The sequence below is a fragment of the Kitasatospora phosalacinea genome (genome assembly GCF_030268885.1).
Taxonomy (GTDB): Bacteria; Actinomycetota; Actinomycetes; order Streptomycetales; family Streptomycetaceae; genus Kitasatospora; species Kitasatospora phosalacinea_C.
The window spans coordinates 645,009-668,275 of sequence record NZ_BSSA01000001.1 but is presented as its reverse complement, the minus strand read 5'-3'; the positions used below and the strand labels follow the sequence as shown (position 1 = coordinate 668,275).

General features: G+C 74.8%; 22 protein-coding genes. 15 read left to right on the top strand and 7 right to left on the bottom strand.

Going from position 1 to position 23,267, the window contains the following annotated elements:
* Positions 1 to 56: 56 nt before the first annotated feature.
* From QSK52_RS02925 to QSK52_RS02910, 4 genes are read right to left on the bottom strand one after another with little or no spacing between them, the layout of a single operon-like run.
* Complete coding sequence (locus QSK52_RS02925; RefSeq protein WP_285733113.1) at positions 57 to 1,376, bottom strand: PLP-dependent aminotransferase family protein; 1,320 nt, start codon at positions 1,374 to 1,376, stop codon at positions 57 to 59.
* On the bottom strand, positions 1,373 to 2,347 hold the full coding sequence (locus QSK52_RS02920; protein ID WP_285733111.1) for an alpha/beta hydrolase: 975 nt from the start codon (positions 2,345 to 2,347) through the stop codon (positions 1,373 to 1,375). Before QSK52_RS02920 ends, QSK52_RS02925 begins: the two co-directional genes overlap by 4 nt.
* Complete coding sequence (locus QSK52_RS02915) at positions 2,347 to 3,234, bottom strand: class I SAM-dependent methyltransferase (RefSeq protein ID WP_285733109.1); 888 nt, start codon at positions 3,232 to 3,234, stop codon at positions 2,347 to 2,349. Before QSK52_RS02915 ends, QSK52_RS02920 begins: the two co-directional genes overlap by 1 nt.
* A gap of 52 nt (positions 3,235 to 3,286) precedes the next feature.
* Positions 3,287 to 4,405 carry an alpha-hydroxy acid oxidase gene (locus QSK52_RS02910; RefSeq protein ID WP_285733107.1) on the bottom strand — a complete coding sequence of 373 codons (1,119 nt, stop codon included), beginning with the start codon at positions 4,403 to 4,405 and terminating at the stop codon, positions 3,287 to 3,289.
* Between the two features lie 188 nt (positions 4,406 to 4,593).
* Here QSK52_RS02910 and QSK52_RS02905 point away from each other — a divergent pair, with 188 nt between their 5' ends.
* The 12 genes from QSK52_RS02905 to QSK52_RS02850 all read left to right on the top strand — a co-directional run bounded on the left by QSK52_RS02905 (position 4,594) and on the right by QSK52_RS02850 (position 16,370).
* A complete protein-coding gene (locus QSK52_RS02905) occupies positions 4,594 to 6,000 on the top strand; it encodes a class I adenylate-forming enzyme family protein (RefSeq protein WP_285733105.1) in 1,407 nt (468 codons plus the stop codon).
* Positions 6,001 to 6,158: 158 nt separating this feature from the next.
* Complete coding sequence (locus QSK52_RS02900; RefSeq protein ID WP_285733103.1) at positions 6,159 to 6,428, top strand: acyl carrier protein; 270 nt, start codon at positions 6,159 to 6,161, stop codon at positions 6,426 to 6,428.
* Positions 6,425 to 6,739, top strand: a complete 315-nt coding sequence (locus tag QSK52_RS02895; RefSeq protein ID WP_285733101.1) for an acyl carrier protein — start codon at positions 6,425 to 6,427, stop codon at positions 6,737 to 6,739. The genes QSK52_RS02900 and QSK52_RS02895 overlap by 4 nt, the downstream gene beginning before the upstream one ends.
* The gene (locus QSK52_RS02890; protein WP_285733099.1) at positions 6,736 to 7,848 is read left to right on the top strand and encodes a beta-ketoacyl synthase N-terminal-like domain-containing protein; all 1,113 of its coding nucleotides are present in this window, start codon (positions 6,736 to 6,738) and stop codon (positions 7,846 to 7,848) included. Before QSK52_RS02895 ends, QSK52_RS02890 begins: the two co-directional genes overlap by 4 nt.
* Before the next feature lie 116 nt (positions 7,849 to 7,964).
* The gene (locus QSK52_RS02885) at positions 7,965 to 8,549 is read left to right on the top strand and encodes a hypothetical protein (RefSeq protein WP_285733097.1); all 585 of its coding nucleotides are present in this window, start codon (positions 7,965 to 7,967) and stop codon (positions 8,547 to 8,549) included.
* Between the two features lie 112 nt (positions 8,550 to 8,661).
* Entirely contained in the window at positions 8,662 to 10,302 is a 1,641-nt protein-coding gene (locus QSK52_RS02880) for a class I adenylate-forming enzyme family protein (RefSeq protein WP_285733095.1), read from the top strand.
* Entirely contained in the window at positions 10,299 to 11,567 is a 1,269-nt protein-coding gene (locus tag QSK52_RS02875; RefSeq protein WP_285733093.1) for a beta-ketoacyl-[acyl-carrier-protein] synthase family protein, read from the top strand. The genes QSK52_RS02880 and QSK52_RS02875 overlap by 4 nt, the downstream gene beginning before the upstream one ends.
* The gene (locus tag QSK52_RS02870) at positions 11,564 to 12,565 is read left to right on the top strand and encodes a VOC family protein (RefSeq protein WP_285733091.1); all 1,002 of its coding nucleotides are present in this window, start codon (positions 11,564 to 11,566) and stop codon (positions 12,563 to 12,565) included. Before QSK52_RS02875 ends, QSK52_RS02870 begins: the two co-directional genes overlap by 4 nt.
* Positions 12,566 to 12,582: 17 nt before the next feature.
* Positions 12,583 to 13,545, top strand: a complete 963-nt coding sequence (locus tag QSK52_RS02865; protein ID WP_285733089.1) for a phytanoyl-CoA dioxygenase family protein — start codon at positions 12,583 to 12,585, stop codon at positions 13,543 to 13,545.
* Positions 13,542 to 14,522, top strand: coding sequence for a thiamine pyrophosphate-dependent dehydrogenase E1 component subunit alpha (locus tag QSK52_RS02860; protein ID WP_285733088.1), 981 nt, complete (start codon positions 13,542 to 13,544; stop codon positions 14,520 to 14,522). Before QSK52_RS02865 ends, QSK52_RS02860 begins: the two co-directional genes overlap by 4 nt.
* A complete protein-coding gene (locus QSK52_RS02855; protein ID WP_285733085.1) occupies positions 14,519 to 15,481 on the top strand; it encodes an alpha-ketoacid dehydrogenase subunit beta in 963 nt (320 codons plus the stop codon). Before QSK52_RS02860 ends, QSK52_RS02855 begins: the two co-directional genes overlap by 4 nt.
* Positions 15,482 to 15,587: 106 nt before the next feature.
* Complete coding sequence (locus tag QSK52_RS02850) at positions 15,588 to 16,370, top strand: DUF3050 domain-containing protein (RefSeq protein ID WP_285733083.1); 783 nt, start codon at positions 15,588 to 15,590, stop codon at positions 16,368 to 16,370.
* 109 nt (positions 16,371 to 16,479) lie between these two features.
* On the opposite strand, the gene QSK52_RS02845 is transcribed toward QSK52_RS02850, so the two are convergent.
* Entirely contained in the window at positions 16,480 to 17,661 is a 1,182-nt protein-coding gene (locus QSK52_RS02845) for a globin domain-containing protein (protein ID WP_285733081.1), read from the bottom strand.
* Positions 17,662 to 17,817: 156 nt separating this feature from the next.
* Positions 17,818 to 18,330, bottom strand: coding sequence for an RrF2 family transcriptional regulator (locus QSK52_RS02840; protein ID WP_285733079.1), 513 nt, complete (start codon positions 18,328 to 18,330; stop codon positions 17,818 to 17,820).
* Between the two features lie 207 nt (positions 18,331 to 18,537).
* Here QSK52_RS02840 and QSK52_RS02835 point away from each other — a divergent pair, with 207 nt between their 5' ends.
* Entirely contained in the window at positions 18,538 to 20,130 is a 1,593-nt protein-coding gene (locus tag QSK52_RS02835) for a carboxyl transferase domain-containing protein (protein WP_285733077.1), read from the top strand.
* A 182-nt stretch (positions 20,131 to 20,312) separates the two neighbouring features.
* Here QSK52_RS02835 and QSK52_RS02830 read toward each other — a convergent pair whose 3' ends face one another.
* The gene (locus QSK52_RS02830) at positions 20,313 to 21,299 is read right to left on the bottom strand and encodes an aldo/keto reductase (protein WP_285733075.1); all 987 of its coding nucleotides are present in this window, start codon (positions 21,297 to 21,299) and stop codon (positions 20,313 to 20,315) included.
* Positions 21,300 to 21,534: 235 nt separating this feature from the next.
* Here QSK52_RS02830 and QSK52_RS02825 point away from each other — a divergent pair, with 235 nt between their 5' ends.
* Positions 21,535 to 22,113 carry a TetR/AcrR family transcriptional regulator gene (locus QSK52_RS02825; protein WP_285733072.1) on the top strand — a complete coding sequence of 193 codons (579 nt, stop codon included), beginning with the start codon at positions 21,535 to 21,537 and terminating at the stop codon, positions 22,111 to 22,113.
* A 320-nt stretch (positions 22,114 to 22,433) separates the two neighbouring features.
* Positions 22,434 to 23,198 carry an SAM-dependent methyltransferase gene (locus QSK52_RS02820; protein WP_435053150.1) on the top strand — a complete coding sequence of 255 codons (765 nt, stop codon included), beginning with the start codon at positions 22,434 to 22,436 and terminating at the stop codon, positions 23,196 to 23,198.
* The last annotated feature ends 69 nt before the right edge of the window (positions 23,199 to 23,267 follow it).

Here is a 23,267-nt window from a genome sequence, read left to right as displayed (position 1 = left end):
GGGCCCGGCGGTGGGAGTGCCGGGCCCCGCTCGGTGCTGCGTCGGCGCCGTCCGGATCAGCCCTCCGGGAGGCGCTCCGTGACGGACTGCTCCGCGACGAAAGCGGCCAACCTCCGTACTCCCTCGGTGATCTGCTCGGGCGTCAGGTAGGAGCAGGAGAGCCGCAGTTGGTGCTCCCCGCCGCCTCCGGGGTGGAAGCCGTCCATCGGCGTCCACAGCACGCCGTGCTTGCGGGCGCAGGCGTCCAGGGCCTGCGCGTCGGCCCGGAACGGCACCGTGACGACGGCGAAGAAGCCGCCGTCGGGGTGGTTCCAGGAGACGCCGGGGACGCCCCGGAAGGCGGCCTGCAGCTCGGCCAGCAGGGTGTCCATGTTGCGGGCGTAGAAGCGCCGGGCCGGCTCGTTGGCGTCGCGCAGGCGCAGGCCGCCGTCGAGCAGCATGCCGCCGATGACGGCCTGGCTGAGCGCCGAGGTGTTGACGGTGGTCATGCTCTTGAGCTTGGCGAGTTCGTCGGCGAGCAGCCCTTCGCGGCCGTCCGGCGCGGTCACCCGCTGGTCGGCGAGGACGTAGCCGACCCGGGCGCCGGGGAAGCAGGTCTTGGCGAAGGAGCCGAGGTAGACCACGTTGCCGCGGTCCCCGTCCAGGGCCTTCAGGGTGGGGCGGGCGTCGGGGGTGCGGCCGAAGAAGCCGTAGGGGTTGTCCTCGATCAGCAGGACGCCGCTCTCCCCGGCGACCTCCAGCAGGCGGCGGCGGGCCGGTTCGTCCATGCTGGCGCCGCTGGGGTTGGCGAAGTCGGGGACGACGTAGCAGGCCCGGGGGCGCTTCCCGGCGGCGCGCAGGGCGTGGACGGCGGCGGCCAGCGCCTCGGGGTCGAGTCCGCCGTCGCGTCCGGCCTCCGGTACGGGGTGGACGGTCAGGTCGAGCAGCCGGGCCGCGCCGGTGACGCCGACGTAGCAGGGCGCGGAGACCAGCAGCACGTCGTCCGGTCCGGCGCACAGGGCGCGCAGCACCAGCAGCATGCCCTCCTGGGCGCCGACGGTGACCACCAGCGCCTCGGGGTCGGCGTCGACGCCCTCGTCGGCGGCCAGGGCGCGGGCGATCAGCGGGGCGATCAGGCCCTTGGTGCGCCCGTACTGGAACACCTCCTGGCGGACCTGGCTCTCCGTCAGGTTCCTTTCCTCGCGCAGGTGGCGCAGGTAGGTCTCCAGGTGGCGGGGGATGTCGGCGGGGTCGAAGAACTCCTCGTACGGGCGGCCGGGGGCGAAGGAGATCGCGTCGGGGTAGCGGCCGGTGACCTCGTTGAGGAAGGTCATCGCGTCCAGCAGCGGGTCGGACAGCGAGCCGTGCAGGTCGGCGAGGTGCAGGACGCGGCTCACCGCGGCGCCCCGCCCTCGGCAGCCGGGCGGGCGGCCCGGTAGGCGGCCACCAGCCGTTCGGCGGCGAAGAGTTGGGCGGCGCGGCCGTCGTCGAGGACGCCGGGCATCGCGAAGAAGCCGTGCGGCATGCCGTCGTAGCGGCGCAGTTCGACGGGCACGCCCGCGGCGCGCAGGGCTTCGGCGTACTCCTCGCCCTCCTCGCGCAGCGGGTCGTACTCGGCGGTGATCACGGTCGCGGGCGGCAGTCCGGCCAGCGAGGGGGCGCGCAGCGGGGAGGCCAGCGGGTTCGCGGCGTCGGTGGGGTCGGCGAGGTAGTGGTCCCAGTACCAGGCCACCGAGTGCCGGTTGAACAGGGCCGGGTCCTCGTCCGTTCCGGGCGGCGGGACGCGGTGGTCGGTGTTGGGGTAGACCAGCAGTTGGTGCAGGATCGCGGGGCCGCCGCGTTCGCGGGCGAGCAGGGTGAGGGCGGCGGCCAGGTTGCCGCCGGCGCTGTCGCCGCCGACCGCGATCCGGGCCGGGTCGAGGCCCCACTCGGGTGCGCGGCGGGCGATCTGGTCGAGGGCGGCCCAGCAGTCGTGGACGGCGGCGGGGAAGCGGTGTTCGGGGGCGTGCCGGTAGCCGACGGCGAGGACGTCGGCGCCGGTGGCGTTGGCCAGGGCGCGGCAGACCGGGTCGCCGGTCTCCAGCGAGCCGAGGGCCCAGCCGCCGCCGTACAGGTAGAGCAGGGCGGGGCCGGGCGGGTCGGTCTCGGTGCGGGGCCGGGGCCGGTAGTGGCGCAGGGTGAGCGGGCCGCCGGGGCCGTCGACGGTGAACTCGCCGACGTGGTGGACTTCTTCGCCGCTGCCGGCGGCGGCCCGCAGGTCGGCGAGGTCGGCGGCGCGGGCCTCGGCGAGGGTGCGGGTGTACAGCGGCGGGGTGCCGGCGGCGGCGCGGCGGGCGCGCATCGCCTCGGCTTGGGGGTGCAGTGGCATCAGTGCGGTCCTCCGGGGGCGGTGGGCCCCGTGTCCGGGGCGACGGCCTCCAGGTAGATCGACTCGTCCTTGCGGAAGGCGGTGTCGAGGGCGGCGACGTCCGGTCGGGCGCCGGTCTGGAACTCCCGTCGGGTGACGGCGAATCCACCGTACCCGGCGCGGTCCAGGACGTGTCGCAGCTCGTCCTCGTCGTAGATCCACCGGTGGCCGAAGTGGTAGAAGATCTGGTTCAGCATGAAGGCCCGGCGCTCGGGCATCGGCGGCCCGACCCGCATGGTGCGCAGGCGGCGGCGGTGGCGGCGGAAGAACTGCTCGCGGTCGTCGAGGTAGCCCGCGACGTAGGCGGCCAGGTCGGGGGTGGTGAGGCGGAGCAGCCCTCCGGGGCGCAGCACCCGGCGGACCTCGGCGAGCCAGTGCACGGCGGTGGCGAGCGGGACGTGCTCGATCAGGTGCTCGGCGTACACCCAGTCGACGCTGTGGTCGGCGAACGGGAGCGGTGCGCCGATGTCCAGGCTGGTGTACAGGCTGCTGCCGTCGATCCGGTAGACCGGTCCGGGGCGGGTGGCGTCGGTGTCGGTGTGCAGGCCGACCAGGTCGGTGCCGAGGCCCTGGGGGTGGCGGGTGCGGAACGCGGCGAACTCGATGCCGGTGACGCCGAGCTGCTGGAACTCCTGGTGCGTGTACGGCACTTCGGGGCGGACGAGTTCGATGGTGGTGCACCGGGCGAGGTCGTCGGTGAACGCGTCGGTGCGGGCCGTCAGCCCTTCGGGGTCCTCCCAGTCCCAGTCCGCGAAGAGCTCCGCGGGGGCGGGGGGCTGCTCGGGAGCCGGGGAAAGTTTCACGTCGGGGCCTTCGGGTGCGGGTGCGGTGCCTGCGGTGTGCGTCACGGGGGTTCTTCCGTTCTCTTCCACTGTCTTTGTCGGTACTCCGTCACGTCCCCTATATAGAGGGAGAGCGACGCGCGGCCGCCGGTGCCGGCCGGGGCGCGAGCGCGCCGCGGTCGAGGTCGGCCAGGGTGGGCCGACCGGACAGCACCAGGGTGTCGAGCAGTTCCTCGCGCAGCAGGTCGAGCACCGCCCGGGCGCCGTCCGCGCCGCCGTGCGCCAGCCCCCACAGCACGGGCCGGCCGACCAGCGCGGCGCGGGCGCCGAGGGCGACGGCCCGGGCGAGGTCGGAGCCGTGCCGCAGGCCGCCGTCGACCAGCACCGGGTGGTCGGCCGGGACGGCGTCCACCACCTCGGCCAGCACGTCCGGCGCGGGCGGGGTGCCGTCGAGCTGGCGGCCGCCGTGGTTGGAGACCACCAGGCCGTCCACGCCGTGGTCGACGGCGAGCCTCGCGTCCTCGGCGGTGAGCACGCCCTTGAGCAGCAGCGGCAGCGTGGTGCGGCGGCGCAGCCAGGCCAGGTCGGCCCAGGTGACGGCGGGGTCGAACTGCTGCCGGGAGTGCTCCTCGATGCCGGAGCGGCCCGCCCCGGCGTGCGAGGCGCTGCTGGTGAGCCGGGGCGCCAGGTTGGCGGCGGTCATGCCGGGCGGCAGCGCGAAGCCGTTGCGCAGGTCGCGCAGGCGGCGGCCGACCTTGGGCGCGTCGACGGTGAGCACCAGCGCCCGGTAGTCGGCCGCCTCGGCCCGGGCGACCAGGTCGGCCAGCGCCTCCCGGTCGCGCAGCCAGTACAGCTGGAGCCAGCGCGTCCCGCCGGGGGCGGCCGCGGCGATCTCCTCCAGGGTGCGGCCCGCGAAGATGCTGACGACCAGCAGCGCCCCGGCCGCGGCGGCGGCCCGGGCGGTGGCGCACTCGGCCTCGGGGTGGGCCAGCCCGTGGTAGGCCATCGGGGCGACGCCGTACGGGGCGGCCAGCCGGGCACCGAACAGCTCGGTGCCGCAGTCGGGGGCCGAGACGTCGACCAGGACGCGCGGGCGCAGCACGTGGCGGCGCCAGGCGTCCGCATTGGCGCGGGCGGTCCACTCGGTTCCGGCCGCGCCCTCGAAGAAGTCCCAGATCACGGCGGGCAGTCGGGCCTCGGCCAGTGCGCCGTGTTCCGCCAGGGTGAGCGGAACCATCGCGTCCGAACCTCCTGATGATCCGTCAACTCGTGCGAAAACGAGGGACAGCGTAGGGGGCGACCGGCCACTGGTATAGACCTTGACCCTTGATGCGCTCCCGTGCAAAGGTCGGCACCGACGGGGGATCCACACTGAAGCATCACAACTTCCGACCTTTGCTTCCCACACGAGCGCGTGGAGTTGCGTTGACGCTTACCCCAACCCCGGTGCGCGGCGGCACGGTTGCCGCGGACTGGGTGGACGAGCAGTTACTCGCCGGACCGGACGGCGAACCGTGCCTGCGCTTCGGCGCTCCGGTGGCCAGGGGGACCTTGCGGGCCCTGGTGGCCGAGCGGCAGCGGCAGTTGGCCGCCGCCGGGCTCGGCGAGCACGGGACGGTGGCGCTGCGGATGCCGCCGTCTCCGGAGTTCGTCGCGGTCCTGCTGGCCGCGTGGCGCTCCGGCGCCCAGGCGGTCCTGCTGGACCACCGGCTGACCACCGTCGAGGTGGACCGTGCGGTGGAACGGCTGCACCCCCGGGTGCTGGTCGAACTCGACGACGGAAGGCCGCAGTTCCGGTCACTGCCGGGAGGTGCCGCGGCCGCCACCGGGCACGCCCTGGTGCAGCTCAGCTCGGGGTCGACCGGCCCGTCCAAGGTGATCGCCCGGACGGCCGCCGACCTGCTGCGCGAACTCGACTGCTACGCACGGCTGCCGGAGTTCCCGGCCCGCGGCGAGCGCACCGTCCTGCTGTCCTCGACGGTGCACGTGCTCGGCCTGGTTGGCGGACTGCTGCACGCCCTGCACGCGGGCGTGGAGCTGGTGGTGCCGCAGCGGATGACGCCGGCGGGCATCCTGGCCGCCGTCGCCGAGGGCACCGCCCCGACGACCGTGATCGGGGTGCCGTTCCACGCCGAACTGCTGGCCGCGGCCGCCGCGCCGCCCGAACTGCCGCAGCTGCGGCGGATGATCGTGGCCGGTGAACTCGTCCGCCCGCAGCTGCCCGCGGCGTTCCGCGAACGCTTCGGGGTGCCGCTGGGCACCATGTACGGGATGACCGAGACCGGCGTGATCGCCACCGACCTGTCCGGACGCAACCATCCGGCGGTCGAACCCGTCCACGGGATGGAACTGTCCGTGGACGGCGGCGAGTTGCACATCGTCCGGCCGGAGTCCCCGTACCTGGGCCCGACCGACCCGGCCCGCTGGTCGGACGGTCTGCTGCACACCCGCGACGCCGCCCTGATCGAGGCCCGCACCGGCCTGGTCACCGTCCTCGGGCGGCGCGACTCCCAGATCTCCATCGGCGGCCTCAAGGTCGACCTCAACGAGGTCGAACAGGCCCTCACCGGGCTCCCCGGTGTGGTCGAGGCCGTGGTGCTGTTCGCCGACGGCGCGATCGAGGCGTACGCCGCGACCGCCGAGGGCGTCACCTCCTCGCCGTCCGAACGGGGCGGCCCCGCCGAGCAGTTGCGCGAACTGCTCGGCAAGGAACTGGCGGGCTACAAGCTCCCCCGCCGACTGCACCTGATGCCGCAGCTGCCCCGGACCGCCACCGGGAAGCTGCTGCGGGACGCCGCCGCCCTGCGCCGACAGGCCGACGCCGCCCGCTGATCCCGCCCGGTCCCCCCGGTTCCGATGCGGTGCGCCCGGCCCGGTGGACGGCTCCAGACACCGTCCGCCCGTCCGTCGGTGCGCCCTGCCCCGGAAACACCCCGCCCTTCCCCCCGCTCCTTCCCTTTCCCCCTCCCGATTGCGCTGGAGATCCGTCCATGCAGGAACAGATCCGCTCGTTCATCCTCACCACCCTGGCCGGGATGAACTACGACGTCTCGCAGGTCACTTCGGAGACCGACCTCGGCCCGGCCGGCCTCGACCTGGAGTCGCTCGCCCTGGCCGACCTCGCGGTGCAGGTCGAGGAGGAGTTCGGCATCCGCTTCGAACTGGACGACATGGAGTCCACCGCGCTGATGACCATCGACGAGTTCAGCGCCGAGGTCGCCGCCCGGATCGCCAAGTCCTCGGTGGGCACCGCCGGATGAGCACCGACGCCGGAACCCGCTTCGGCCGGGCCGAGGCACTGGGCATGCTCGCCCGCTACGGCGACCGCTCCCCCGAGCAGGTCGACGAGCACCTGGGCTCGCTGGAACTGACCTGGCTGCTCGCCCAGGCCGAACAGGCCTACGGCGTGCAGCTCGACCTGGACGACGAACGGCTGGACGCCATCCGCACCGTGGACGACGCGGTGGCCGCGATCGGCGCGCAGATCGCCGCCGCAACGGCCGGGGGCGCCGGTCCCGGGACCGGTGCCGGGGCGGGGGCCGCTCCCCACGCGGGGGCCGCCGCGCCATGACACCGACCGCGCTCCGGAACGGTCCGCCGCGGCGCGCCGTCCTGGTCGGCGGCATCGGCGTGCGTTCGGCGTTCGGCGCGGGGCTCGCGGCGCTCACCGACGGCGTGCTCGCCGGGCGGCCCGCGTTCGCCCCGGTGGAGCGCTTCGGCACCGCCGGGCACCGCGCCGACCGGGCCGCCACCGGGCCCGGCTCGCCCCGGCTGGCCGACCAGCTGGTGGCGGTGCTCGCCGAGGCGGGCGCGCCCTCCGACCCGACCGAACAGCAACCCCCTTACCGTACAACGGAGTTCATGCTCGCGCTGCACGGCGACCGGCGGGCCGGACCGGTCGCCGCGGAGGTCGCCGACCGCACCGGCCTGCACCCCCGGGTGTACACCGGCGCGTGCGTCGCGGCGTCCACCGCGGTCGCCGACGCGGCCGCGCTGATCGCCACCGGCCGCCGCGAACGCGTGGTGGTCGCGGCCGGGTACCTGGTCGAGCCGGACACCTTCGCGGTGTTCGACGCCGGACGGGCGCTGGCCCGGGACGGCGCCGTGCGCCCGTTCAGCCTGGGGCGGCAGGGCATGCTGCTCGGCGACGCGGCGGTCGCCGTGGTCCTGGAGTCCGCGCCCGCCCTGCAGCGGCGCGGTGGCCGGGCGCTCGCCCGGATCGCCGGGTGGGCCAGGACCGGGGACGCCTTCCACGTCTGCCGCCCGCACCCCGCCGGGACCGGCCTGGCCCGGGCGGTGCACGGTGCGCTGGCCCGCGCGGGCGCCGCACCGGAGGCGATCGGCTACGTCAACGCCAACGGCGCGGGCTCCAAGCTCGGCGACCTCGCCGAGGCCGCCGCGCTGCGCACCGTCTTCCCCGCCGGCACCCCGCCGGTCAGCTCCACCAAGTCCGTGCACGGCCACGCCCTGGAAGCCTCCGCACTGCTCGAACTCGCCGCGACGGTCGGCGCGTTGCGCGCCGGAGCGCTACCCGTCAACGCGGGCTGGCAGACCCCGGACCCGAACTGCCCGCTCGACCTGGTCCTCGACCGCCCCCGCCCGGCCGCCCCCGGCCTGGCCCTCACCGTCAACGCCGCTTTCGGCGGCGCCAACACCGCACTGCTGGTGGCCCCGGCCTGAGCGGTGCCGCCACGAGCGGACGGCACCACGGCCCGCCCGTCCTCCCCGCTCCTCCCCCGTCCCTCCCCGCCCGTTTCCGTCCGGCCGTCCCGGCCCGTCCTCCTGGTGGCTCCCGCATGACCGCCCCGACCTCCGTCCCCGCCCTCGTCACCGACCCGGCGCCCCTCGCGCCCCCGGTCCCCGACGTGGGGCCCGTCGCGGTGCCCCGGCTGCTGGCCGGGCCGCTGCGGGTGCTGGCCCGCGCCCGGTGGCCGGAGCGGCCGGGGGACGAACTGCCCGCCATCGCGGGCTTCGTGGAGTCCGCGTTCAGTCCGCTGGTGGCCGAGACCGCCGAGCGCTGCCTGCACGCCCGCTACGGTCCGCCCCCGGCCGCCGGGGCGCCGCGCACCGCGCTGCTGCTGGCCAGCCCGAGCGGCGACACCGGCACCGCGGACGCGCTCGCCCGGGCCACCGCGCACGGGCAGCGGGTCGCTCCGCTGCTGTTCTTCCAGTCCAACCCGAACGCCGTCCTCGGGCACGTCGCCGCCCGCTGGCAGCTGGACGGACCGGTCCTCGCGCTCGGCCCGGGCTTCGACGACGAACGCGACCTGCACGAGCGGGCGGCCCTGTTGATCGAGGACGGCGACGCCGAGCAGGTCCTGGTGGTGACCGCCGTCCAGGGCCCGCCCGACCACGCCACCGCCGTCCTGCTCGCCCCCTGAGCCCCCTGAGCCCTGAACTCCCTGAGCCCTGAACCCTTCGAGAGTCACCCCCCTCGCGCACCGCGGCCCGCCGAGGGCCCCCCTTTCCCGCACCACGAGAAGAACGGGACCGATGAGCCTCCCCAGCCTGCGCGCCACGCTGTCCGCCGACAGCTCCGTCGGCGCCGGAAACGTCCTGACCACCCGCGTCGAGCAGGGCCTCGGCCCGGACTCGCCCACCCTGACCTTCGACACCCCGGTCGACGGCCACCCGGCGCACACCACCCTGACGCTGCACCGACTCGACCTGGCCGTACGGGCCAGGGCCGCCGCCCTGCACGCCCGCGGGGTGCGCCGCCGCGACCCGGTCGCCGTGCAGGCGTCCGCCGCGGCCGACCAGGTGCTGTCCTTCCTCGCCCTGAGCCGTCTCGGCGCGATCCCGGCCCTGCTCAACCCGGCGCTGGACGCGGACACCTCGGCCCGCTACCTGCGCCGGTTGAACGCGACCGGGCTGCTCGCCGACGCCGCGCACGCCAAGGCCCTGGCCGACCTCGACCACGGGGTGCCGCTGCTCGCCGACACCGCCGAACTCGCCGACGGCGACCCGGAGTCGGCACCCGCCCCGTACCGGCACTGGCCCAGCGACCCGGTCGCCATCACCCACTCCTCGGGGACCACCGGCCTGCCGAAGGCGGTGCTGCACTCGCACGCCAGCCTGTACGCGGCGATCCGCCACCGCCTGCTGCTGCCCCGTCCGCAGGGCATCGACCGGGTGCTGAGCGCGCTGCCCGCCGCGCACGCCGCGACGCTGATCGCGGTCAACCTGGCGCTCAGCTTCGACGCCGAGCTGCACCTGATCTCGCAGCAGACCGGCCCGGCGGTGCTGGAGGCGATCGAGCGCTGGCAGCCGCAGGGCGTCTACGGCTTCGCCACCACCTGGGCCGACCTGGCCCGGCAGGACCTCTCGGCCCGCGACCTGTCCTCGGTCGGCCTGTGGTGGAACACCGGCGACTGCGCGCACGAGGCGCACATCCGCCGCCTGGTCGCCCAGGGCTCGCGGGTGACCGCCACCCGGCAGGGGCGGGTCCGCACCGCCGGGTCGGTGTTCATCGACGGCCTCGGCTCCTCCGAGATGGGCCACTCGCACTTCCACATCACCCACACCGTCGACTCCGACCGGTACGGGCGCTGCGTGGGCCGCCCGCACGCCTTCGTCGACTGCGCGGTCCTCGACCCGGACGGCAACGAGCTCGGCCCCGGCGAGGTCGGCGAGCTGGGCACCCGCTCCCCCACCCTGTCGCCCGGCTACTGGAACGACTCGGTCACCACCCACCGCACCCGGGTGCGCGACTACTTCCTCACCGGCGACCTGATGTACCGCGACGAGGACGGCTACTACTACCACGTCGACCGGGCCGTGGACACCGTCGACCTGGGCGACGGCCGCCGCCTGCACACCGCCGCCAGCGAGGAGCGCGTCCTGGCGGCCTGCCCGGACGTGCACGACTGCACCGTGGTCGCCTTCCGCGACGGCGAGCGGACCGTCGCGGACGTGCTGCTGCAACTCGACCCGGCCGCCGACCAGGACGCCGACCGCACCGCCGAGGTGCTCGCCGCCCTGGAACCGCACGTCGCCGCCGTGGTGCGCACCGTGCTGGCCGTCCCGGACGGGCGGATCCCGCTGGGCCCGACCGGCAAGGTCCGCAAGGTCCTGCTGCGCCAGCGCCACCTGGCCGAGAACGCCGCGGCCGCAGCCGCAGCCGGGGCCCGATGAGCACGGTCGCCGCGCAGGTCACCGGCATCGGCTGGGTGACGCCGCTGGGCCGCGCCGTCCCGGAGGCGTTCCGCGCCCTGGCGGCCGGCCGCTCCGGCCTGGTCGTGCCGCCCGCGGACCACCCGGCGGCGGGCTGGCTGCGGGTGGCGGGCGTCTCCCCGCACGTCCCGGCGACCGAGGTGCTGCCGCCGACCGAGACCCGGGTCGCCGACCGCTACCTGCTGCTGGCGCTGGCCGCCGCCGAGGACGCGCTCGCCGACGCGAAACTGACGGTCCGTCAGGAGACCGACCCGGAGCGGGTGGCGGTGGTGCTGGGCACCGGTGGCGGCGGACTGGAGAGCTACGAGCAGCAGGCCGTCGGGCGGCGCGAGCGCGGCCGGGCCGCGGTCAGCCCGTACCTGCTGCCGGGCATGCTGTCGAACATGGCGACCGCCCGGGTGGCCATCAAGTACGGCATCCGCGGCTACAGTTCGGCCGTGATCACCGCCTGCGCGGCCGGTGCCCAGGCGATCGCCGAGGGGCTGCGGCTGATCCGCGGCGGCGAGGCGGACGTGGTGGTGTGCGGTGGCGCGGAGGCCCCGCTGCACCCGACGATCGCCGCGGCCTTCGACAACTCCCGTGCACTGTCGGCCGGTTGGGACGATCCGACGCAGGCGTCCCGGCCGTTCGACGCCCGCCGCAACGGGTTCGTGCTGGGCGAGGGCAGTGCCGTCCTGGTGCTGGAGAGCGCCGAGCACGCGGCCGCCCGCGGCGCCTGCGGCTACGCCGCGCTCGCCGGTTGGGGCGCGGCCACCGACGCCCACCACCCGACGATGCCGCGGCCGGACGGTGCGGGCGCGGTCTCCGCGATGCGGGCCGCGCTGCGCTCGGCGGGCCTGGAGCCGTCGGCCGTGGACTACGTCAACGCCCACGGCACGGGCACCAAGTTGGGCGACCGGGCGGAGGCGGCGGCGCTGCGCGAGGTGTTCGGCGCGCACGACCCGTGGGTCAGCTCGACCAAGGGCGCGACCGGCCACCTGCTGGGCGCCTCGGGGGCGGTGGAGGCGGCGGTGTCGGCGCTGGCCGTCGCCGAGGGCCTGCTCCCGCCCACCCTGAACCTCGAACAGCCGGACGAGGCATGCGCGTTGCGGCACGTCCGCGGCGCGGCCGAGCACAGCGTCGTGCGCCACGCCCTGTCCAACTCGATCGCGTTCGGCGGCCACAACCTGAGCCTGCTGTTCGGGCCGCCGAGCATCACGGCCAAGCACCTCGGAGGGGACTCATGACCGGGCCGGGCATCGCGTACACCGAACTGTACGTGGAGGACGCGCACAAGTACGCCGCGCAGTTGCGCGACGACTGGGGTTTCGCGCTGTACGAGCCGGCCGCGGCCGCGCCGGGCACCGTGCAGGTGGTGGCGCACCAGGGGGCGATCCGGGTGCTGGTGACGTCGGCGGTGGAGGCCGACCACCAGGTCGCGGCGTGGGTGCGGCGGCACGGCGACGGGGTGGCGGTGGTCGCGCTGCGGCACGCCGACCGGGTGGCGGCGGCCGCGGCGGCCGAGCGGGCGCTGAACGCGGGCGGCGGCTGCCTGGACGGGGCGGGCACGGTCTCCGGTTTCGGCGACCTGGCGGTGCGCTTCGCCGGGCCGGAGGACCTGCTGCCCGCGGGTGAACTGCCGGGCGGGGGTCCGCTGTCGGCGCTGGACCACGTGGCGGTGGTGGTGCCGGGCGGGCAGTTGGCCGCGTCGGTGGACTGGGCGGTGCGCGGGCTGGGCTTCCGGGAGGTGTTCCGGGAGTACGTGGAGGTCGGCGACCAGGCGATGGACTCCCGGGTGGTGCAGAGCCCGTGCGGGACGGTCACCTTCACCCTGCTGGAACCGGACACCTCGCGGGCGTCCGGGCAGATCGACGGCTTCCTGGAGGCGCACGGCGGCGCGGGCGTCCAGCACCTGGCGTACGCGACGGGCTCGATCACTGCGACGGTGCGGGAGCTGGCGGCGCGCGGGGTGGCGTTCCTGAGCACGCCGGGCGCGTACTACGAGGCGTTGGAGGCGCGGCTCGGTCCGACGGCCATCCCGGTGGCGGAGCTGCGGGAGACCAACGTGCTGGTGGACCGGGACCACGGCGGCGAGCTGTTCCAGATCTTCGCCCGTTCCACCCATCCGCGCCGCACCTTCTTCCTGGAGCTGGTGGAGCGGCGCGGCGCGGGCAGTTTCGGCACCGCGAACATCAAGGCCCTGTACGAGGCGGTGGAGCGCGAGCGCGCCACCGCGGACAGCTGAGCAGAGGGGAGAGGGAAGTGACCACCGCCATCGAGCAGTTCGCGTTGACCGAGGAGGAGTCGGCGCTGCTGCCGACCGTCGAGGAGGTGCTGCAGTACGCGGAGCGCGGCTGGTACCTGTCCCGGCGGCTGTTCTCCGACGCCGAGCTGGATGCGCTGCAGGCCGCCACCGAGCGCTACTACGCGGGTGAGCGGGACCGCGAACTCCCGGCCGTCCCGCCGCACCTGGCGTCCTGGAAGCCCTCGGACGGGCCGGTGCAGCGGCACAACGACTACGTGCACTACGAGCACGCGGAGATCGGCCGGATCCTGCGCAAGCCGCTGCTGGGCGCGGTCGCGGCCCGCCTGGCGCAGGCGGAGGAGATCCGGCTGTTCCAGGCGACGCTGATCTACAAGCCGCCGGTGCCGGGCGAGCCGAGCAACGTGGTGCCGTGGCACTTCGACAAGCACTACTGGCAGACCTCCACCTCGCAGCGGATGCTGACGGCGTTCCTGCCGTTCCACGACTGCACGGAGGAGATGGGCACCATCACCATGGTGGACGGCAGCCACCGCTGGGAGGAGCGGCCGGGCGGTGACGACTCGACCCGGCACTTCGCGGCCCGGGACCGTTCGGAGCTGGAGCAACTGCTGCACGAGAACGCCGAGTTCAACGGCTGCGAGGTGCGTACCGTGCCGGTGGAGATCCCGCGCGGGCACGTGTCCTTCCACCACTGCCGCACCTACCACGGCTCGGGTCCGAACCGGTCGGCGCAGCCGCGCCGAGCGGTGTCGCTGCACCTGCAGGACGGGTCGAACCGGTACCGCTCGTTCCTGCGGCCGGACGGTTCGCCGGTGGTGTACAACCACGACGCGGTGGTGCGGCGCGACGCGAACGGCCTGCCGGACTACGCGGATCCGGAGTTCTGCCCGGTGCTGTGGCGGGCGGAGCCGGGACGGTCGGGGTCGGAGCGGGCGGAGCCGGGGCGGTCGGGCCGGTGAGCCTGCCGCACCTGGCGGACCCGGCGGGCCGCTACCGGACGATGCGGCTGATCCGCTCGTTCGAGGAACTGGCCCTGGAGTGGGTGCGGTCGGGGCTGGTGGTCGGCGGCACCCACCCGTACAGCGGGCAGGAGGCGGTGGCGGTCGGGGTGTGCGCGGCGCTGGATCCGGCCGACCAGTTGACCTCCACCCACCGCGGGCACGGGCACGTGCTGGCCAAGGGTGCCGACCCGGGTCGGCTGCTGGCCGAACTGCTGGGCCGGGTCGGCGGGTTGAACGGCGGTCGGGGCGGTTCGATGCACGCCGCGGACTTCTCGCTGGGCATCCTGGGCGCGAACGGCATCGTCGGCGCGGGCGCGCCGATCGCGGTCGGTGCGGCCTGGGCGGCGCGGCGCCGCGGCGAACCGACCGTGGTGGCCTCGTTCTTCGGCGACGGCGCGCTCAACCAGGGCGTGCTGCTGGAGTCGTTGAACCTGGCGTCGATCTGGCGGGCGCCGGTGGTGTTCGTCTGCGAGAACAACGGCTACGCGACGACGCTGCCGGCCGCTTCGGCGGTGGGCGGTTCGGCGTGCGGGCGGGCGGCGGCGTTCGGCATCCCGGCCGAGACGGTGGACGGGATGGACGTGGAGGCGGTCCGGGCGGCGGCCGAACGGGCGGTCCGGCGGGCCCGTTCGGGCGGCGGGCCGTCGTTCCTGGAGTGCCTGACGTACCGGTTCGAGGCGCACCACACGATGGAGCGGCGCTTCCGGCTGACCTACCGCACCGCCGAGGAGGTGGCGTCCTGGCGGGAGCGCGACCCGCTGGCGAGCAGCCCGGTGGCCGGCCTGCCGGAGGCCGCGGCGATCGACCGGGAGGTTGTCGAACTCCTGTCCACGGCAGCCGAGTTCGCGCTAACCTCGGCGGAGCCGGATCCGGCGACGGCCACTGACCACCTGTACGCGAGCGGGCTGCGGCCCCGGTCGGGAGCGGCACTGTGACGCTGTTGTCGTACGCCAAGGCGATGAACCGGGCGCTGGCGGACGCGCTGGAGGCCGATCCGGCGGTGTGCGTGTTCGGCGAGGACGTCGGCGCGGGCCTGGCCGGGCTGACGCTGGGTCTGCAGCAGCGCTTCGGCGCCGAACGGGTGGTGGACGTGCCGCTGTCGGAGCAGGCGTTCACCTCGGCGGGCATCGGGGCGGCGCTGAACGGGATGCGTCCGGTGGTCGAGTTGCAGATCCCGTCGCTGCTGTTCCTGGTGTTCGAGCAACTCGCCAACCAGGCGCACAAGTTCTCGCTGATGACGGGCGGGCAGGCCCGGGTGCCGCTGACCGTGGTGGTGCCGGGTTCGGGTTCCCGCAGCGGCTGGGCGGGCCAGCACTCGGACCACCCGTACGGCCTGTTCGCACACGTCGGCATCAAGACGCTGGCGCCCGCGACGCCCACCGACGCGTACGGGCTGCTGAGTTCGGCGGTCCGGGACGACGACCCGGTGGTGCTGTTCGCCCCGGCGGGCGCGCTGGGGGTGCGCGAGGACGTGACGGCGCCGCTGGTGCCGGTGCCGATCGGCGAGGCCCGGATCCACCGGCCGGGCAGCGACGTGACGGTGGTCGCGGTCGGCCACCTGGTGCACCAGGCCCTGGCCGTGGCCGAGGAGTTGGCGGACGAGGTCTCGGTGGAGGTGCTCGATCCGCGCACCCTGTACCCGCTGGACCGCTCGGCCCTGGTGGAGTCGCTCGGGCGCACCGGCCGCCTGGTGGTGGTCGACGACTCCAACCGCTTCGCCGGTTTCGCCGCCGAGGTGCTGGCCGTCGCCGCCGAGGAGTGCCGCCTGCTGGCCCCGCCGCGCCGGGTCACCCGCCCGGACGGCGCGGTCCTCCCGTTCGCCCGGGCCCTGGACCGGGCCCTGCAGCCGGGCCCCGAGCAGCTGCGGGACGCCGTCCGGGCCGTCCTGAAGTAACTGCCCCTCGGGGCAGTCGTTGTACGAGCCGCCCTCACTGCTGCGTCCACCCGCGTAGTGTCCACACACCCGTCCCACCGCCCCACACCACACGAGGAGAGCAGTCATGAGCGACCGCTACCACTGGGACCGCAGCCACCCCGGCCTGACCGCCCTGCGCGAGTCGATCGAGGAGGTCCGCCGCGAGGTGGTCTCCCACCCGATGTACCTGTCGCTGGACAGCCTGGAGAAGGTGCGGACCTTCCAGGAGACCCACGTGTTCGCCGTCTGGGACTTCATGTCCCTGCTCAAGTGCCTGCAGCGGCAGTTGACGTGCGTGAGCCTGCCGTGGCTGCCGGACGGCCCGACCGCGAGCCGTCGGCTGATCAACGAGATCGTGCTGGTCGAGGAGAGCGACGAACTCGGCGACGGCTACATCAGCCACTTCGAGCTGTACCTGGACGGCATGGCCAGGGCCGGCGCGGACACCGCCCCGGTCGAGGCGTTCCTGGCGGCGGTCCGCTCCGGCCTGCCGGTGGCGCAGGCCGCGAAGGAGGCCGGGATCCCGGAGGCGGCGGCCGCGTTCACGGCCGTCACCTTCTCGATCATCGAGGACGCGCCGGTGCACTGCCAGGCCGCGGCGTTCGCGTTCGGCCGGGAGGACCTGATCCCGGAGATGTTCGAGCAGGTGGTCCGGATCGACGACGCCGACGGCAGGTTGGGCGTCTTCAAGGACTACCTGGCCCGGCACATCGAGGTGGACGGCGAGCAGCACACCCCGATGGCGATGCAGATGCTGATCGACCTGTGCGGCGACGACGCCGAGCGCTGGGAGGAGTGCGGGGCGACGGTCCGCACCGCGCTGCGGGCCCGGGTCGCGCTGTGGGACGCGATCACGGCCGCGCTGTGACGCGTTGAGGCGCGCGGCTCGGCCCCGGAGCGGTTCCCACTGCTCCGGGGCCGAGTCTCTGGCCCTCAACCACCGGGTGCGGTACGGCAGTCGAGGGTGACACCCGAGGTCAGGACCGGCCGAGCCACAGGTCGGGGCCGAACACCTCGTAGTGGATGTCGGCGGCGGGCACGCCCGCGGCGAGCAGCTGGGTGCGGACGGCGCGCATGAACGGGAGCGGGCCGCACAGGTAGGCGACGGCGTCGGCGGGCACGTCCAGGCCGGTCAGGTCGACCAGGCCGGTGCGCTCGGCGGGCCACTCGCCCTCGGGGCGCTCGTACCAGACGTGCGCCTCGCCGCCGGGGAGCTTGTCGACCAGCTGGGCGTACTCGTCCCGGAAGGCGTGCGCGGACTGCTGCCGGTCGCCGTGCACGGCGATCACCTTGCGGGTGGCACCGGTCCCGGCGAGGTGGGTGAGCATGCCGACGATCGGGGTGCAGCCGATGCCCGCCGAGGCGAGCACCAACGGCCGATCCCCGTCTGCCAGTTGAACGTCACCGAACGGGGCGCCGACCAGCAGCACGGAGCCCTCGTCGACGTGCCGGTGCAGGTGGTTGGAGACCTCGCCCGCCGGGTCGCCGTCGACCTTCTTGACGGTGATCCGCAGGCCGCCCTCGGGCTGCCCGGACAGGCTGTACTGGCGGATCTGCCGGGCGCCGTCGGGGAGTTCGACCTGCACCGAGACGTACTGGCCGGGCTTGTGCGCCGGAACGGGCCCGCCGTCGGCGGGGCGCAGCAGGAAGGTCGCGACGTCGGCGGTCTCGGCGGTGCGGGCGACCACGGTGTACGGGCGGCGCTCGCCGCGGGTTCCGCTCTCCTCGTACAGGCGGGCCTCGACGGCGATCAGCGCGTTCGCCATCAGCCAGTACACCTCGTCCCAGGCCGCGGCGACCTCGGGGGTGACGGCGTCGCCGAGCACCTCGACGATCGCGGCGAACAGGTGGGTGTGGACCACCTGGTACTGCTCGGGGGCGACGCCGAGCGAGGCGTGCTTGTGGGCGATGCGGGCGAGCATGGCGTCCGGCCGCTGGTCCGGGTGCTCGACCAGGGCGGACGCGAAGGCGGCTATCGATCCGGCCAGGGCCTGGCGCTGGCTGCCGTCCGCCTGGTTGCCCCGGTTGAACAGGTCGCGCAGCAGTTCGGGGTGGGCCGCGAAGAGCCGGTCGTAGAACGAACCGGTGATCTCCCCGATGGCCGCGCCCACCACGGGCAGGGTGGCGCGCACGGTCTCCGCGGACTTCTCGGACAACATCCGAAACTCCAAACTCGCATATGAGATGCGTATTCAACGGTGTGGGAAAACCTACTACGGGGACTCGCTGTCACCGAGCCTGCCGTGACCGGGCCGGCTGCCCCCGGGCTCGCCGCTCCCGGCCGGGGCGCGTCTCGATGCTCGCCCGGCGGGCGGTTACGTGGAAGGGCCGAACGGCCCCGGCCCCGGCGGGCCGAACGGCGCCCCACCGGCCTCCGGCACGACCGGCAGACCCAGCAGGACCGGGCCACCCGCCCCAGTGCCGCCGCCCTCCCCGCCGACCAGGTCGTCCACGGTCAGCGGGTCGAGCGAGGCGTAGAACGCCTCCTGCGCCCGCCGCAGCGCACCGCGCAGCCGGCAGGAGTGGCGCAGCGGACAGGGCGGCTCGTCCTCGCAGCCGACCACGTCCCCGACGCCCTCCAGCTCCCGGACGATCCGGCCGAGCGATCCGGTGCGCCCGGCGGCGGTCAGGGCAAGCCCTCCGCCCCGGCCGCGCCGGGCCTCGACGATGCCCAGGTGCTGGAGCCGGCTGACCACCTTCGCCGCGTGGTGGTACGGGACGCCGACCGCCTCGGCCACCTCGCGGGTGGTCGGGGTCTGCTCCTCGTCCAGCACCGCCAGGCGCATCGCGATGCGCAGGGCGATGTCGGTGCTCTTGGTCAGCCTCACGGGCCCGACTCTAGCCAATTACGCATCTTGGATACCAATTAGCCCGGTGTCTGCTGCGTCACGTCCCGCCGTGCCCGCGCCGCCCCCTCCGCACGGCGTGCCGGTGATCCTGCTCACCACCGTGCGGCGCACCCGCCGACGCCCCCGTCCGCCCGCTAGCCTCGGCGACGCGCCCCGCCCCTTCCCCGCCCCGCCTCGGAGGTCCCGGTGACCGCACGTCAACTCCTCGACCTGCTGGTCGACCCCGGCACCTTCCGCAGCTGGGACGAGCCGGTCACCACCGAGTACGCCGACCCCGGCTACCGGGCGGCCCTCGCCCGGGCCCGCGAACGCACCGGCCTGGACGAGGCGGTGCTGACCGGATGCGCCCTGCTGGACGGGCGGCCGGTGGCCCTGGTCGCCTGCGAGTTCGGCTTCCTCGGCGGCTCGATCGGGGTGGCCACCGCGGAACGGATCACCCGGGCCGTGGAGCGCGCCACCGCCGAACGGCTGCCGCTGCTCGCCCTGCCGGTCTCCGGCGGCACCCGGATGCAGGAGGGGTCCGCCGCGTTCCTGTGCATGGTGCGGGTCACCGCCGCCGTCCACGCGCACCGCAGCGCCGGGCTCCCCTACCTGACCTACCTGCGCAACCCCACCATGGGCGGGGTGTTCGCCTCCTGGGGCACCCTCGGCCACCTCGTGCTGGCCGAACCCGGCGCCCGGCTCGGCTTCCTCGGCCCCCGGGTGTACGAGGAGCTGCGCGGCGAACCGCTGCCACCGGCCGTCCAGCGGGCCGAGACGCTCGCCGCCCACGGGCGGCTGGACGCGATCGTCCCGCCGGAGCGGCTGCGCACCTTCCTGGCCCGCGCCCTCGGCATCCTCACCGCCCGCCCCGACCCCGCCGCTCCCCCGGCCTCGCCCGCCGCTCCCCCGTCCGCCCCCGCCGGGGCACCGTCCGCCCCCGCCGGGGCACCGCTGCCCCGCTCGGCCGCGGGCGTCCCGGTCGCGGGCGACCCGGTCGCTGGCGACCCGACTGTGGGCCTCCCGGCTGCGGACGTCCCGGTCGCGGGCCTCCCGGTCGCGGACGCTTGGGAGTCGGTGCTGCTCAGCCGCCGCCCCGACCGGCTCTCCGCGCTCGAACTCCTGCACCACACCGCCGAGTCGTTCCTCCCGCTGGACGGCGACAGCGCCCTCGTCCGGGGCCTGGCCCTGATCGGCGGACGGCCGGTCATGGTCGTCGCCCAGCAGCGCCGGGGTGCCGACGAGCCGCAACTCCCGGTCACCGCGGCCGATCTGCGGGCCGTCCGGCGGCAGGCTCAGATCGCCGAGGAACTCGGGCTGCCACTGCTCACCGTGGTCGACACCACCGGCGCGGAACTCTCCGTCGAGGCCGAACTCGACGGCGTGGCACTGGAGATCGCGCACTGCCTGACCACCCTGGTCGGGCTCCGCACCCCGGTACTGGCCGTCCTGCTCGGCCAGGGCAGCGGCGGCGGCGCGCTCGCCCTGCTGCCCGCCGACCGGGTGCTGGCGGCCCAACACGCCTGGCTGGCCCCGCTGCCACCGGAGGGGGCGTCCGCGATCGTCCACCGCGACGGCGAGCACGCGCCCCAACTCGCCCGCGCCCAGGGCATCACCGCCACCGACCTGACCGCCACCGGCCTGGTCGACCTGGTCGTCCCCGAGACCGCCGACCCGGCCGACCTCCGCGAACGCCTCGCCGCCGCCGTCACCACCGCCCTCGCCGAACTCGCCCACCTCCCGGACGCCGAACGCCTCGCCGCCCGCGCCGCCCGCAACCGCCGCCTCGGCGGCCGGTAGGGCACGGTAGGGCAGCAGACAGCGGCAGGGCGGCAGGCCGTTGGGGCAGCAGACAGCGGCAGGGCGGCAGGGCCGTTGGGGCAGCAGACAGCGGTAGGGCAGGGCAGCAGGGTCGGCAGGGGCAGGTGGCGGTCGGCCCGTTCCGCCCCCGGAGGAGGCCGGCCGCACGCGGGGCCACCCGGTCACTCGGGCCGGGACGCCTCGTCCAGCCGGGCGACCGCCTCGGCTGGCAGCTCCAGGGTGAACCCGGCCAGGTTCTCGGCGAGTTGGCCGACCGTCCGGGGGCCGATCAGCACCGAGGCGACGCCCGGGCGGTTCCGCACCCAGGCGAGCGCGACCGCCGCCGGGGTGGCGCCGAGTTCCGCCGCGAGTTCCACCACCCGCCCGGCGATCTCCAGGTTGCGGTCCGTGAGCATCCTGCCGCCGAACGAACGGGCCAGCGGGGAAGGCGAGTTGAGCAGACGGCCGATCCGGGAGTCCCGTTCCGGCGCGGCGCCGGGCCGGTAGCGTCCGGCGAGCACGCCCCCGCCTAGCGGCGACCAGGCCAGCACGCCGAGCCCGTGCCGGGCCGCGACCTCGCCCAACTCGTCCTCCAACTCCCGGGCCAGCAGCGAGTACTGCACCTGGAGCCCGACGAACCGGGTGCCCCCGGTCCGGTCCGCGGCCCACTGCGCCTCGACCACTTGGGCGGCGCTGAAGTTGGAGCAGCCCAGATAACGGACCTTGCCCGCACGGACGAAGCCGTCCAGTACGGCCACGGTCTCCTCGATCGGGGTGTCCGGGTCCCACTGGTGGCACTGGTACAGGTCGACGTGGTCGGTGCCGAGCCGCCGCAGGCTGTTCTCCAGTGCCCGGGTCAGGTGCGCCCTCGACAGGCCCCGGTCGTTGGGGCCCGGTCCCTGCGGGAGCGCGGCCTTGGTGGCGAGCACCACCTCGTCGCGGCGGCCGCGCAGCACCCGGCCGAGGAGGCGTTCGGACTCGCCTCCGGTGTAGGCGTCGGCCGTGTCGATCAGGCAGTGTCCGGCGTCCAGGAAGGCGTGCACGATCCGCCCCGCCTCGGCCTCCTCGCAACTGCCGACGCCCACCCCGCCCGCCGGTCCGAAGTTCATGGTGCCCAGGCAGGCCCGGGAGACCTTCAACCCCGATGTGCCCAGTCGTACGTGTTCCATCTCCGTGCGTCCCCCTCCGACTCCGCGCCCGACTCCGCGCCCGACTCCGGCGCCTCCACCCTCCGGCGGCCCCGCACTCCCGCGCCTCCCGCACTCCGGGCTCGGCGCCCTGGGTTCCGGCGCGCTCGGCAGCGGCAGGCCCGGTATGATCCCGATCCGGATCAGGCGTTCCGCTTCAGAGCCTACGGAACAGCTGTTCCGTTTGACAAGTCGTCAGTTCACCCCGGGGGGAAGCATGTCCGAGAAGACCCGCCCACTGCGCACGGACGCCCGCCGCAACCGCGAACGCGTCCTCTCCGCCGCCGAAGCCGTCCTGGCCCGCGAGGGTTCCGCCGCCTCGATGCGCGCCGTCGCCGAGGCCGCCGGGGTCGGGCTCGGCACCATCTACCGCCACTTCCCCACCAGGGAGGCCCTGTTCGCCGCCGTCATGTCCACCCGGATGCTCCAACTCGCCGAGCTTTCAGGCGAGTTGTCCGAGGCGGCGGACGCCGGGGCGGCCTTCTTCGAGTTCTTCACCGCCGTCGTGGACAACGCGGGCCGGATGCGCGCCGTCGCCGATGCCCTCGCCGACGCGGGCGTCGACGTCAAGACCGACAGCTCCGACGTCTCCGGGGCCGCCGCCGCCCTGCGCACCGCGCTCGGCACCCTGCTGGAACGGGCCCGGCAGCACGGCCGCCTCCGCCCCGACCTCCACCTCCCCGAAGCGCTCGCCCTGCTCGCCGCCATGTGCCTGGCCGCCGAACGCCACCAGTGGGATCCCGCCCCGCGCGACCGCGCCCTCGCCATCCTCTTCGACGGCTTCCGCCCCCGCTGAAGTCCCCGCAAACGGACCCGTCCCCGCGGACCGAACCGTCCCCGCGGACCGACCCGTTCCCGCGGACGGGCCCGTCCGTGCACCGGGCCCCGCGCACCGGCAGGATGGACCCGTGCCGAAGAACCCGCCGGAATCGACGCAGCGCCACCTGCACCAGCGCCTGAACCGGCACGCCCGGGAACACTGGCCGCAGGTGGCTGCCGTCACGGTCCGCTGCCGCGCAGGATTCGCCTACGTGGCAGCCGAGTTGGCCGGCGGGACAGCACCTCGGGTGAAAACGGGTTGCGTCCCGGGTGGACGGTCGGCTTGGGTCCGTGTTCGTGACTGCCCTGAACGATCTCGTACGTCCGGACCGCTACCCGCGCTCCTCTCGTTATGACCCCGCCTGGCTGCTCGACCTGGACATGGGTCCGAACCCGTTGTGGCTGCTGGAGGACCTCGCCCAGAACCTTGATCTGCGCCCGGGGATGCGGGTTCTCGACCTCGGTTCGGGCAAGGGCGCCACATCGGTGTTCCTGGCCCGCGAGTACGACGTCCAGGTCGTCGCGGCCGACTTGTGGATCGCCCCCGAGGACGCGGCGGCCGTCTTCGCCGAGGCGGGTGTCGGCGACCAGGTGGAGGCCGTACGGGCGGAGGCCCACGCCCTGCCGTTCGAAGCGGAGAGCTTCGACGCCGTCGTGAGCGTGGACGCTTTCGAGTACTTCGGCACGGCGGACAGCTACCTCCCCTACCTGCTGCGGTTCCTCCGTCCTGGCGGACAGCTGGGCGTGGCGACTCCCGCCATGACGCGGGAGGTCCGGGAGCTCGGGGCCGTTCCCCCCCACATCAAGAAGGTGGTCGGCTGGGAGGCGATCGCCTGGCACACGGCGGAGTGGTGGCGCTTCCAGTGGGAGATCACCGAGCTGGTGGAGGTCACGTCCGCGCATCTGCAGCAAGACGCCTGGCGGGACTGGCTGTTGTGGGCCCGGGCAGGCGCCGAACACCAGCCGGACGGGCGGAACGCGAACCAGCCCGTCATCGACATGCTCACCGAAGACGCCGGGGAGTTCGTCTCCTTCGCCCTGGTGACCGCACGTAAGGTCTGAGCGTTTCTGCTGGTCGGGGACACGTTCGGCAGCCTCGCGGCAGCGGTGACGTGTTGTGTCGCCGCTGTG

Coding starts and splice junctions, on each gene's coding strand:
- QSK52_RS02830 (WP_285733075.1), bottom strand. CDS start 21,299: ATGGAACACGTACGACTGGGCACATCGGGGTTGAAGGTCTCCCGGGCC.
- QSK52_RS02880 (WP_285733095.1), top strand. CDS start 8,662: ATGAGCCTCCCCAGCCTGCGCGCCACGCTGTCCGCCGACAGCTCCGTC.
- QSK52_RS02890 (WP_285733099.1), top strand. CDS start 6,736: ATGACACCGACCGCGCTCCGGAACGGTCCGCCGCGGCGCGCCGTCCTG.
- QSK52_RS02875 (WP_285733093.1), top strand. CDS start 10,299: ATGAGCACGGTCGCCGCGCAGGTCACCGGCATCGGCTGGGTGACGCCG.
- QSK52_RS02920 (WP_285733111.1), bottom strand. CDS start 2,347: ATGCCACTGCACCCCCAAGCCGAGGCGATGCGCGCCCGCCGCGCCGCC.
- QSK52_RS02895 (WP_285733101.1), top strand. CDS start 6,425: ATGAGCACCGACGCCGGAACCCGCTTCGGCCGGGCCGAGGCACTGGGC.
- QSK52_RS02910 (WP_285733107.1), bottom strand. CDS start 4,405: ATGGTTCCGCTCACCCTGGCGGAACACGGCGCACTGGCCGAGGCCCGA.
- QSK52_RS02845 (WP_285733081.1), bottom strand. CDS start 17,661: ATGTTGTCCGAGAAGTCCGCGGAGACCGTGCGCGCCACCCTGCCCGTG.
- QSK52_RS02825 (WP_285733072.1), top strand. CDS start 21,535: ATGTCCGAGAAGACCCGCCCACTGCGCACGGACGCCCGCCGCAACCGC.
- QSK52_RS02900 (WP_285733103.1), top strand. CDS start 6,159: ATGCAGGAACAGATCCGCTCGTTCATCCTCACCACCCTGGCCGGGATG.
- QSK52_RS02870 (WP_285733091.1), top strand. CDS start 11,564: ATGACCGGGCCGGGCATCGCGTACACCGAACTGTACGTGGAGGACGCG.
- QSK52_RS02850 (WP_285733083.1), top strand. CDS start 15,588: ATGAGCGACCGCTACCACTGGGACCGCAGCCACCCCGGCCTGACCGCC.
- QSK52_RS02885 (WP_285733097.1), top strand. CDS start 7,965: ATGACCGCCCCGACCTCCGTCCCCGCCCTCGTCACCGACCCGGCGCCC.